Source organism: Streptomyces sp. NPDC059649, from assembly GCF_042734445.1.
GTDB lineage: Bacteria > Actinomycetota > Actinomycetes > Streptomycetales > Streptomycetaceae > Streptomyces.
In genome coordinates this window covers 97,155-106,552 of record NZ_JBHWDV010000021.1, presented here as the reverse complement: position 1 = coordinate 106,552, position 9,398 = coordinate 97,155, and the positions used below count along the sequence as shown (strand labels likewise).

15 protein-coding genes are annotated in these 9,398 nt (G+C 66.5%); all 15 read right to left on the bottom strand.

Going from position 1 to position 9,398, the window contains the following annotated elements:
- Nucleotides 1–3 precede the first annotated feature (3 nt).
- The 15 genes from rplQ to rplF all read right to left on the bottom strand — a co-directional run bounded on the left by rplQ (nucleotide 4) and on the right by rplF (nucleotide 9,387).
- A complete protein-coding gene (rplQ, locus tag ACFV1J_RS22100) occupies nucleotides 4–486 on the bottom strand; it encodes a 50S ribosomal protein L17 (RefSeq protein WP_385860584.1) in 483 nt (160 codons plus the stop codon).
- Between the two features lie 128 nt (nucleotides 487–614).
- The gene (locus ACFV1J_RS22095; RefSeq protein WP_003956430.1) at nucleotides 615–1,637 is read right to left on the bottom strand and encodes a DNA-directed RNA polymerase subunit alpha; all 1,023 of its coding nucleotides are present in this window, start codon (nucleotides 1,635–1,637) and stop codon (nucleotides 615–617) included.
- 133 nt (nucleotides 1,638–1,770) lie between these two features.
- The gene (gene rpsD / locus ACFV1J_RS22090; protein WP_385860583.1) at nucleotides 1,771–2,397 is read right to left on the bottom strand and encodes a 30S ribosomal protein S4; all 627 of its coding nucleotides are present in this window, start codon (nucleotides 2,395–2,397) and stop codon (nucleotides 1,771–1,773) included.
- Nucleotides 2,398–2,424: 27 nt separating this feature from the next.
- Entirely contained in the window at nucleotides 2,425–2,829 is a 405-nt protein-coding gene (gene rpsK, locus ACFV1J_RS22085) for a 30S ribosomal protein S11 (protein WP_004571845.1), read from the bottom strand.
- Nucleotides 2,830–2,893: 64 nt separating this feature from the next.
- Nucleotides 2,894–3,274 carry a 30S ribosomal protein S13 gene (gene rpsM, locus ACFV1J_RS22080; RefSeq protein ID WP_018090888.1) on the bottom strand — a complete coding sequence of 127 codons (381 nt, stop codon included), beginning with the start codon at nucleotides 3,272–3,274 and terminating at the stop codon, nucleotides 2,894–2,896.
- A gap of 198 nt (nucleotides 3,275–3,472) precedes the next feature.
- Entirely contained in the window at nucleotides 3,473–3,586 is a 114-nt protein-coding gene (rpmJ, locus tag ACFV1J_RS22075; RefSeq protein ID WP_003956441.1) for a 50S ribosomal protein L36, read from the bottom strand.
- 60 nt (nucleotides 3,587–3,646) lie between these two features.
- Nucleotides 3,647–3,868, bottom strand: a complete 222-nt coding sequence (gene infA / locus ACFV1J_RS22070) for a translation initiation factor IF-1 (RefSeq protein WP_003956442.1) — start codon at nucleotides 3,866–3,868, stop codon at nucleotides 3,647–3,649.
- Nucleotides 3,869–4,039: 171 nt separating this feature from the next.
- Nucleotides 4,040–4,876 carry a type I methionyl aminopeptidase gene (gene map, locus ACFV1J_RS22065; protein ID WP_385860609.1) on the bottom strand — a complete coding sequence of 279 codons (837 nt, stop codon included), beginning with the start codon at nucleotides 4,874–4,876 and terminating at the stop codon, nucleotides 4,040–4,042.
- Nucleotides 4,877–4,976: 100 nt separating this feature from the next.
- Nucleotides 4,977–5,630: an adenylate kinase gene (locus ACFV1J_RS22060; protein ID WP_385860582.1), complete on the bottom strand. Its 654-nt coding sequence runs from the start codon at nucleotides 5,628–5,630 to the stop codon at nucleotides 4,977–4,979.
- Nucleotides 5,630–6,943: a preprotein translocase subunit SecY gene (gene secY, locus ACFV1J_RS22055; protein ID WP_385860581.1), complete on the bottom strand. Its 1,314-nt coding sequence runs from the start codon at nucleotides 6,941–6,943 to the stop codon at nucleotides 5,630–5,632. The genes ACFV1J_RS22060 and secY overlap by 1 nt, the downstream gene beginning before the upstream one ends.
- A 228-nt stretch (nucleotides 6,944–7,171) precedes the next feature.
- On the bottom strand, nucleotides 7,172–7,627 hold the full coding sequence (gene rplO, locus ACFV1J_RS22050) for a 50S ribosomal protein L15 (RefSeq protein WP_030803138.1): 456 nt from the start codon (nucleotides 7,625–7,627) through the stop codon (nucleotides 7,172–7,174).
- Nucleotide 7,628: 1 nt separating this feature from the next.
- On the bottom strand, nucleotides 7,629–7,811 hold the full coding sequence (gene rpmD / locus ACFV1J_RS22045) for a 50S ribosomal protein L30 (protein ID WP_030413023.1): 183 nt from the start codon (nucleotides 7,809–7,811) through the stop codon (nucleotides 7,629–7,631).
- Nucleotides 7,811–8,413, bottom strand: coding sequence for a 30S ribosomal protein S5 (gene rpsE, locus ACFV1J_RS22040; RefSeq protein ID WP_030413022.1), 603 nt, complete (start codon nucleotides 8,411–8,413; stop codon nucleotides 7,811–7,813). The genes rpmD and rpsE overlap by 1 nt, the downstream gene beginning before the upstream one ends.
- Nucleotides 8,414–8,460: 47 nt before the next feature.
- Nucleotides 8,461–8,844, bottom strand: coding sequence for a 50S ribosomal protein L18 (rplR, locus tag ACFV1J_RS22035; RefSeq protein ID WP_385860580.1), 384 nt, complete (start codon nucleotides 8,842–8,844; stop codon nucleotides 8,461–8,463).
- A gap of 3 nt (nucleotides 8,845–8,847) precedes the next feature.
- Entirely contained in the window at nucleotides 8,848–9,387 is a 540-nt protein-coding gene (gene rplF, locus ACFV1J_RS22030) for a 50S ribosomal protein L6 (RefSeq protein ID WP_201803195.1), read from the bottom strand.
- Between the last annotated feature and the right edge of the window lie 11 nt (nucleotides 9,388–9,398).

Here is a 9,398-nt window from a genome sequence, read left to right as displayed (position 1 = left end):
ACCTCAGGCGTCCTTGGACTCCTCGGCGGGCGCCTCGGCCGGAGCCTCGGTCGCCGCAGCCTCATCGGCTTCCTTCACCGCGCGCTTGGCAGCGGCCTCGGCCTCGGCGACGGTCGCCTTCTTGGCGATCTCGCCCTCGACCAGCTCGATGACGGCCATCGGGGCGTTGTCGCCACGACGGTTGCCGATCTTGGTGATACGGGTGTAGCCACCCGGACGCTCCTCGAACCGCGGCGCGATCTCCGTGAAGAGCGTGTGCACGACGCTCTTGTCCGAGATCAGCTGCATGACCTGGCGGCGGTTGTGAAGGTCGCCCTTCTTCGCCTTGGTCACCAGGCGCTCCGCGTACGGACGCAGACGACGGGCCTTGGCCTCGGTCGTGGTGATGCGGCCGTGCTCGAAGAGAGCGGTGGCCAGGTTGCGCAGCATCAGACGCTCGTGTGCAGCGCTGCCGCCCAGACGGGCACCCTTGGCGGGCTTCGGCATGGTGTATCTCCTTCATTGCTGCACCGGCCGTATCAGGTACCGGTGTCAGTTCCCACGAGGCGGCCGCCCCGCGGAAGATGCACACGGCGGGGGCCCGGGATTCGCTCCCGGACCCCTGCCGGTCGAACTCAGTACTGCTCGGTCTCCACGAACCCGGCGTCCGCGTCGTCGTCGGCGCCGAAGGCGTCGGCAGCGGCGGTCGGGTCGAATCCGGGCGGGCTGTCCTTGAGCGCCAGGCCCATGCCGGCCAGCTTCGCCTTGACCTCGTCGATCGACTTCGCACCGAAGTTGCGGATGTCGAGCAGGTCCGCCTCGGAGCGGGCGACGAGCTCACCCACGGAGTGGATGCCCTCGCGCTTGAGGCAGTTGTAGGAGCGGACGGTGAGCTCCAGCTCCTCGATCGGCAGCGCCAGGTCGGCGGCCAGGGCGGCGTCCGTGGGGGACGGGCCCATGTCGATGCCCTCGGCGTCGATGTTCAGCTCGCGGGCCAGGCCGAACAGCTCGACCAGGGTCTTACCGGCGGACGCCATGGCGTCGCGCGGGCGCATGGCCTGCTTGGTCTCGACGTCGACGATCAGCTTGTCGAAGTCGGTGCGCTGCTCGACACGGGTCGCCTCGACCTTGTACGTGACCTTGAGCACCGGCGAGTAGATGGAGTCGACCGGGATCCGGCCGATCTCCTGGCCCACCTGCTTGTTCTGCACGGCGGAGACGTAGCCGCGACCGCGCTCGACGGTCAGCTCCATCTCCAGCTTGCCCTTGCCGTTGAGCGTGGCGAGGACCAGGTCCGGGTTGTGCACCTCGACACCGGCCGGCGGCGCGATGTCCGCGGCGGTCACCAGGCCCGGGCCCTGCTTGCGCAGGTACATCACGACCGGCTCGTCGTGCTCCGAGGAGACGACCAGCTGCTTGATGTTGAGGATGAGGTCGGTGACGTCCTCCTTGACGCCCGGCACGGTGGTGAACTCGTGCAGAACGCCGTCGATGCGGATGGACGTGACCGCCGCACCCGGGATCGAGGAGAGGAGCGTACGACGCAGGGAGTTGCCGAGGGTGTAGCCGAAGCCCGGCTCCAGCGGCTCGATCACGAACCGGGAGCGGTATTCGTCGACGACCTCTTCGGTCAACGAGGGACGCTGAGCAATCAGCATGTTTTCGGTCCTTCAGTCGTGGGCGCCCGCTATTTGACGCCCGCTGTACTGACAAGGGTACGGGCGGTACGGCGCCGGAGCTCCGTACCGCCCACACCCACCGGCCCCCGACGTGATCGGGAGCCGACGAGCCTTACTTCGAGTAAAGCTCGACGATCAGCTGCTCCTGCACCTGGGTGTCGATCACCTGGCGCTCGGGCAGGCTGTGCACGAGGATCCGCAGCTGCGAGGGGATCGACTCCAGCCACGCCGGAACGGTCTTCTCGCCGGCCTCGGCCTTGGCCACCTCGAAGGGGGTCAGGTTCCGAGAGCCCTCGCGGACCTCGATGATGTCGTTCACGGCGACGCGGGCCGACGGGATGTCGGTCTTGCGGCCGTTCACGTTGATGTGTCCGTGACGGACCAGCTGACGGGCGTGGTCGCGGGACTTGGCGAAGCCGGCCCGGTAGACCACGTTGTCGAGGCGGGTCTCAAGGATGCGCAGAAGGTTCTCACCGGTCTTGCCGGTCTTCTGGTTCGCTTCCTTGTAGTAGTTCACGAACTGCTTCTCAAGGACACCGTAGATGCGGCTGCACTTCTGCTTCTCACGAAGCTGGAGCAGGTACTCGCTGTCCTTGGTGCGCCCGCGACCGTGCTCACCCGGGGGGTAAGGACGGATCTCGATCGGGCACTTCGCGCTCTCGCACTTGCTCCCCTTGAGGAAGAGCTTCTGCTTCTCCCGACGGCAACGCTTGCAGTCGGCCCCGGTGTAACGCGCCATTGTCTAGTTGTCTCCTACTTCAGTGGGTCAGACGCGGCGACGCTTGGGCGGGCGGCATCCGTTGTGCGGGGTGGGGGTGACGTCCTGGATCGAGCCGACCTCGAGGCCGGTGGCCTGGAGGGAGCGGATCGCGGTCTCACGGCCGGAGCCGGGACCCTTGACGAAGACGTCGACCTTGCGCATGCCGTGCTCCTGCGCGCGGCGGGCGGCCGACTCGGCGGCCATCTGCGCGGCGAAGGGGGTGGACTTGCGCGAGCCCTTGAAGCCGACGTGGCCGGCCGAGGCCCAAGAGATCACGTTCCCGGTCGGGTCGGTGATCGAGACGATCGTGTTGTTGAACGTGCTCTTGATGTGAGCGTGCCCGTGGGCGACGTTCTTCTTCTCCTTGCGGCGCACCTTCTTGGCGCCGGCCGTACGGCCCTTCGGAGGCATGAATTTCTCCCGTGGAGGTGGTCGGTCCTACAGCGAAGACCGCTGGTGAGCGTCCTGCTGAGGACTACTTCTTGCCCGGCTTCTTCTTGCCGGCGATCGCGCGACGCGGACCCTTGCGGGTACGGGCGTTCGTGCTGGTGCGCTGACCGTGCACCGGCAGACCGCGACGGTGACGCAGACCCTGGTAGCAGCCGATCTCGACCTTGCGGCGGATGTCGGCCTGGATCTCGCGACGGAGGTCACCCTCGGTCTTGAGGTTGTTGTCGACGTACTCGCGGATCTTGACGAGGTCTTCCTCGGCAAGGTCGCGGACCCGGGTGTTCGGGTTCACGCCGGTGGCAGCGAGGGTCTGCTGCGAGAGCGTCCGCCCGATACCGAAGACGTAGGTGAGGGCGACCTCCACACGCTTTTCGCGCGGGAGATCAACGCCTGCGAGGCGTGCCATTGATGTGGCTCCTGATGGCTATTCGGAGGTCTTCCGCAGCACCGTTCCCGTAAGACTCTGCAGAATTACGAGCCGGGTCCCCGGCCTCCGAGCCGGGGGTGTCGTCCCCACGCCGCTGGTGCGGGGGGTCGGGTGACTGCGTATGAACGTGTGGTGCTTGCGTCGCGCGAACTGCGAAATGCAGGTGGTCGGCGTGCGTCAGCCCTGGCGCTGCTTGTGGCGCAGGTTGTCGCAGATGACCATGACCCGGCCGTGGCGGCGGATCACCTTGCACTTGTCGCAGATCTTCTTGACGCTCGGCTTGACCTTCATGGGATGTGAGGTTCTCCGGGTCAGTGCCGTCACCCCACGGGAGCGGGGTGCCGACAAGATCTACTTGTAGCGGTAGACGATCCGCCCACGCGTCAGGTCGTACGGAGAAAGCTCCACCACGACCCGGTCATCCGGGAGGATACGGATGTAGTGCATCCGCATCTTGCCGCTGATGTGCGCGAGGACCTTGTGACCGTTCTGAAGCTCCACCTTGAACATCGCGTTCGGGAGGGACTCGATCACGGTGCCCTCGATTTCGATGGCACCTTGCTTCTTGGCCACGCTTCGCCCTTCGAATCGGCTACCTTTTGGCGGCTGTCGTTCGCAGGTGAAACACCTGCGACAGGTCCGGACCCTTTTACAGGCATACGGATGCACGAGAGCCGACGCGTCAGTCTACGTCAGCGTCCGGGAAAAGACGAATCCAGGATTATTGCCCATGCCAGGTGATCCTTACGCCAGCGGGTCCGGCGCGGCGGTGATCCCGAGCTCCGCGAGCCTGGCCTTGCCGCCGTCGGGCGCGGTCAGCACCAGCGGGCCCTGCTCGGTCAGCGCGACCGAGTGCTCCCAGTGCGAGGACCAGCTGCCGTCGTTCGACTTCACGGTCCAGTCGTCCTCGAGCACATGGGTCTTCGGGGTGCCGAGGTTCACCATCGGCTCGATCGCGATGCAGAAACCGGGCACCAGCTTGGGGCCGCGGCCGCGCTTGCGGTCGACGTAGTTCAGCAGGTGCGGGTCCATGTGCATCTGCGAGCCGATGCCGTGGCCGCCGTAGTCCTCGACGATGCCGTACTTGCCGCTGGCCGGACGGGGCTGCCGGCGGATGTAGCCCTCGATCGCCTTGGAGATGTCGACCAGCCGGTTGCCCTTGGCCACCGCGGCGATGCCCGCCCACATCGAGCCCTCGGTGACCCGGCTGAGCTCGATCAGCTCCGCGGAGTGACCGGACCCGACGAACGCGGTGTACGCGGCGTCGCCGTGCCAGCCGTCGACGATCGCTCCGCAGTCGATGGAGATGATGTCGCCGTTCGCGAGGACCGTGTCGGTGTCCGGGATGCCGTGGACCACGACGTCGTTCACCGAGGTGCAGATCGTCGCGGGGAAGCCGCCGTAGCCGAGGAAGTTCGACTTCGCGCCGTGCTCCGCGAGCACCTTGCGCGCCGCGTCGTCCAGGTCCTTGGTCGTGGCGCCGGGCACCGCGACCTCCCGGGTCGCGGCGTGGATGGCGGCGACCACCAGCCCCGCCTCGCGCATCTTCGCGATCTGCTCGGGGGTCTTGATCTCCACCATCGTGGCGTACGCCCTTCTGTTCATGCCGTGTTCGTCGTACCCGACCAACAGTACGGCCGCGGTGCCCGTGCTGGACACCGCGGCCGTACGGAGCTGCCGGCTACTTGCCGCCCTGGAGCGCGGCCATCGCGCGCTCCGTGACCTCTTCGACCTTCCCGAGTGCCGGGATGGTCACGACCAGGTCCTGGGCCTTGTAGTAGTCGATGATCGGCTCGGTCTGCGTGTGGTAGACCTCCAGCCGCTTGCGGACGGTCTCCTCGCTGTCGTCGTCGCGCTGGTACAGCTCGCCGCCGCAGACGTCACAGACGCCCTGCTGCTTCGGCGGGCTGTAGGACACGTGGAAGACGTGGCTGGAGTCCTTGCGGCAGATACGGCGGCCGGCGATGCGCTTGACCACCTCTTCCTCGGGGACCTCCAGGTCCAGGACCGCGTCGAGCGTGACGCCGTCCTCCTTGAGGGCCTCGTCGAGCGCCTCGGCCTGCGAGACGTTGCGGGGGAAGCCGTCCAGCAGGAAGCCGCCGGCGGCGTCCGGCTGGTTCATCCGGTCGCGGGCCATGCCGATGGTGACCTCGTCGGGGACGAGCTCGCCGGCGTCCATGAACGCCTTGGCCTTCTTGCCGAGGTCGGTGCCCTGGCTGATGTTGGCCCGGAACAGGTCGCCCGTGGAGATGTGCGGGATCGCGAGGTTCTTGGCAAGGTACGCAGCCTGCGTACCCTTGCCGGCCCCCGGGGGCCCGACGAGGACGATTCGCATCAGCGGAGGAACCCTTCGTAGTTGCGCTGCTGAAGCTGGCTCTCGATCTGCTTCACGGTTTCCAGACCCACACCCACGATGATGAGGATGCTCGTCCCGCCGAACGGGAAGTTCTGGTTCGCGTTGAACAGCACCAACGCCACTGTTGGTACGAGCGCGATCAGCCCCAGGTACAGCGAGCCCGGCCACGTGATCCGATTGAGCACGTAGCTGAGGTACTCGGCCGTCGGGCGACCAGCCCGGATACCCGGGATGAAGCCACCATACTTCTTCATGTTGTCGGCAACTTCTTCGGGGTTGAAGCTGATGGCGACGTAGAAGAACGCGAAGAAGACGATCAGCAGGAAGTACGTAACGATGTAAACCGGGTGGTTTCCCTTGGTGAAGTTGGTGGCGATCCAGGTCGCCCAACCCGCCTTCGACCCGCTGAACTGTGCAACGAGGGCTGGAATGTAGAGCAGCGACGACGCGAAGATGACGGGAATCACACCCGCCTGATTCACCTTGAGCGGGATGTACGTGGACGTACCGCCATAGGACCGGCGGCCGATCATCCGCTTCGCGTACTGCACCGGGATACGGCGCTGGGCCTGCTCGACGAAGACCACCAGCGCGACCATCGCCAGACCGACCGCGATCACCGAGAAGAACTCGATCCAGCCGTCCGCGAGCTTGCCGGTGAGCTTGATCTGCCACAGGGCGCCCGGGAATCCGGCGGCGATCGAGATGAACATCAGGATGGACATGCCGTTGCCGATGCCGCGGTCGGTGACGAGCTCACCGAGCCACATGATCAGGCAGGTGCCGGCGGTCATGCAGATGACCATCGTGATGGTGGTGAAGATCGAGTCGCTGGGCACGATCTCGCTGGCGACCGGGCAGCTCTGGAACAGCGCGCCGCTGCGGGCGGTGGCCACCAGGCCGGTGCCCTGCAGGATCGCGAGCGCCACGGTCAGATACCGGGTGTACTGAGTGATCTTGCCCTGGCCGGTCTGCCCCTCTTTCTTGAGGGCCTCCAGCCGGGGGATGACCACGGTCAGCAGCTGGAGGATGATGCTTGCCGTGATGTACGGCATGATCCCCAGCGCGAAGATCGTGATCTGCAGCAGCGCACCACCGCTGAACATGTTCACCAGGGCGAACAACCCGCTGTTGCCGCCGGCCTGCTTCATGCAGGTCTCGACGTTCGCGTAGTTCACCCCTGGGACCGGGACGTGCGCTCCGATCCGGTAGAGCACGATGATGCCCAACGTGAACAGCAGCTTCTTGCGCAGGTCGGGCGTCTTGAACGCTCGGGCGAACGCGGTGAGCACGGTGCCTCCTGCGCCTCCCGCCCGCGGGCGAGAGGTAACGGTCTTGAGGATCGACGAATACGTAACGGCCGGACACCGCGCGGGCACGGCCCACGCGGCGGGGGGCCCGGGGCATTGGCCCCGGAAAACAACAGTGCATGCCACCTTACCGGCGACCCTACCCCCGTGGAACGACCAACCGGGGATGCCCCAATCGATGGGCATCCCCGGTCAGTTGAACCAACGAACTCAGATGAGCTCGGTGACGGTGCCGCCGGCGGCGGCGATCTTCTCCTTGGCGGAGCCGGAGACGGCGTCAACCGAAACCTGCAGCGCCACGGAGACCTCGCCCTGGCCCAGGACCTTGACGAGCTCGTTCTTGCGCACCGCGCCCTTGGCGACCAGGTCGGCCACCGTGACCTCGCCACCCTGCGGGTAGAGCGCGGCCAGCTTGTCCAGGTTCACGACCTGGAACTGCTTGTGGGCGGGGTTCTTGAAGCCCTTCAGCTTCGGGAGGCGCATGTGGAGGGGCATCTGCCCACCCTCGAAGCGCTCCGGAACCTGGTAACGGGCCTTGGTGCCCTTGGTACCACGACCGGCGGTCTTACCCTTGGACGCCTCACCACGACCGACACGGGTCTTGGCGGTCTTGGCGCCCGGGGCGGGCCGGAGGTTGTGGACCTTCAGCGGGTTCTGCTCCGCCATGTCAGTCGACCTCCTTGACCGACACGAGGTGGCGGACGGTGTGCACCATGCCGCGGAACTCGGGACGGTCCTCCTTGACAACCACGTCGCCGAGCCGCTTCAGGCCCAGCGAACGCAGCGTGTCGCGGTGGTTCTGCTTGCTGCCGATGTAGGACTTGGTCTGCGTGATCTCCAGGCGAGCCATTACGCGCTCACCCCTGCACGCGCCCGCAGCAGAGCGGCGGGAGCAACGTCCTCCAGCGGCAGGCCACGACGGGCCGCGATCTCCTCGGGGCGCTGCAGGCCCTGAAGCGCGGTCACCGTGGCGTGCACGATGTTGATCGGGTTCGACGAACCGAGCGACTTGCTCAGCACGTCGTGGATGCCCGCGCACTCCAGAACGGCACGCACGGGGCCACCGGCGATCACACCGGTACCGGGGGAAGCCGGCTTGAGCAGGACGACGCCCGCGGCCTTCTCGCCCTGGATGGGGTGCGGGATGGTGCCCTGGATACGGGGGACCTTGAAGAAGTTCTTCTTGGCCTCTTCCACGCCCTTGGCGATGGCAGCCGGAACTTCCTTGGCCTTGCCGTAACCGACACCCACGGTGCCGTCACCGTCGCCCACCACGACCAGCGCGGTGAAGCTGAAACGACGACCACCCTTGACAACCTTGGCGACGCGGTTGATCGCGACTACGCGCTCAACGTACGCGGTCTTCTCGGCGGCAGCGCCACCGTCGCGACCCTTCCGGTCCCGCCGCTCGCCGCCACCGGCACCGCTGCCGCGGCGCTGGGGTCCAGCCATTGGATTTACCTCTCTCTGTTACGTCCGCTAGCTCCGGAACCGGGGCTTTAGAACTTCAGCCCGGCTTCGCGGGCGGCGTCGGCCAGAGCGGCAATCCGCCCGGCGTACTGCTTGCCACCGCGGTCGAACACGACGGCCTCGACACCGGCGGCCTTGGCACGCTCGGCAACCAGGGCGCCGACCTTCTTGGCCTGGGCGCTCTTGTCGCCCTCGCCACCACGGATGGACGCGTCCAGGGTCGACGCCGAGGCCAGGGTGTGGCCCTGGATGTCGTCGATGACCTGAGCGGTGATGCCGCGGTTGGACCGCGTCACGACCAGACGCGGACGCTCCGGGGTACCCGAAATCCGCTTACGGATGCGGATGTGGCGACGCTTGGCGGCCGCACGCTTGTACGCGTTGCCCTTAGCGATCTTCACACCGTATGCCATGGCTTACTTACCAGCCTTTCCGACCTTGCGGCGGATGACCTCGCCGGCGTACTTGACGCCCTTGGCCTTGTACGGGTCAGGCTTGCGCAGCTTGCGGATGTTCGCCGCCACCTCGCCGACCTTCTGCTTGTCGATGCCCTCGACGCTGAGCTTGGTCGGGGACTCGACCTTGAACGAGATGCCCTCGGGGGCCTCGATCAGGATCGGGTGGCTGTAGCCCAGGGAGAACTCCAGGTTGGAGCCCTTCGCCTGGACGCGGTAACCGACACCGCTGATCTCGAGCGCCTTGCTGTACCCCTGGGTCACGCCGGTGATCATGTTCGCCACCAGCGTGCGGGACAGGCCGTGCAGGGCCTTGTTCTGACGCTCGTCGTTCGGGCGGGTGACGTTGATGACGCCGTCCTCACCCTTGGCGACCTCGATGGGAGCCGCGACGGTGTGCGAAAGGGAACCCTTGGGACCCTTCACGTTGACCGTGCGGCCCTCGATGGTGACGTCCACGCCAGCGGGAACCTGGATGGGCAGCTTGCCAATGCGCGACATTAGCTCTTCCT

Excerpts from the sequence above, each read along its gene's own strand:
- rplQ (WP_385860584.1), bottom strand. The coding sequence starts at position 486 with ATGCCGAAGCCCGCCAAGGGTGCCCGTCTGGGCGGCAGCGCTGCACAC.
- ACFV1J_RS22095 (WP_003956430.1), bottom strand. The coding sequence starts at position 1,637 with ATGCTGATTGCTCAGCGTCCCTCGTTGACCGAAGAGGTCGTCGACGAA.
- rpsD (WP_385860583.1), bottom strand. The coding sequence starts at position 2,397 with ATGGCGCGTTACACCGGGGCCGACTGCAAGCGTTGCCGTCGGGAGAAG.
- rpsK (WP_004571845.1), bottom strand. The coding sequence starts at position 2,829 with ATGCCTCCGAAGGGCCGTACGGCCGGCGCCAAGAAGGTGCGCCGCAAG.
- rpsM (WP_018090888.1), bottom strand. The coding sequence starts at position 3,274 with ATGGCACGCCTCGCAGGCGTTGATCTCCCGCGCGAAAAGCGTGTGGAG.
- rpmJ (WP_003956441.1), bottom strand. The coding sequence starts at position 3,586 with ATGAAGGTCAAGCCGAGCGTCAAGAAGATCTGCGACAAGTGCAAGGTG.
- map (WP_385860609.1), bottom strand. The coding sequence starts at position 4,876 with ATGGTGGAGATCAAGACCCCCGAGCAGATCGCGAAGATGCGCGAGGCG.
- ACFV1J_RS22060 (WP_385860582.1), bottom strand. The coding sequence starts at position 5,630 with ATGCGAATCGTCCTCGTCGGGCCCCCGGGGGCCGGCAAGGGTACGCAG.
- rplO (WP_030803138.1), bottom strand. The coding sequence starts at position 7,627 with ATGGCGGAGCAGAACCCGCTGAAGGTCCACAACCTCCGGCCCGCCCCG.
- rpmD (WP_030413023.1), bottom strand. The coding sequence starts at position 7,811 with ATGGCTCGCCTGGAGATCACGCAGACCAAGTCCTACATCGGCAGCAAG.
- rpsE (WP_030413022.1), bottom strand. The coding sequence starts at position 8,413 with ATGGCTGGACCCCAGCGCCGCGGCAGCGGTGCCGGTGGCGGCGAGCGG.
- rplR (WP_385860580.1), bottom strand. The coding sequence starts at position 8,844 with ATGGCATACGGTGTGAAGATCGCTAAGGGCAACGCGTACAAGCGTGCG.
- rplF (WP_201803195.1), bottom strand. The coding sequence starts at position 9,387 with ATGTCGCGCATTGGCAAGCTGCCCATCCAGGTTCCCGCTGGCGTGGAC.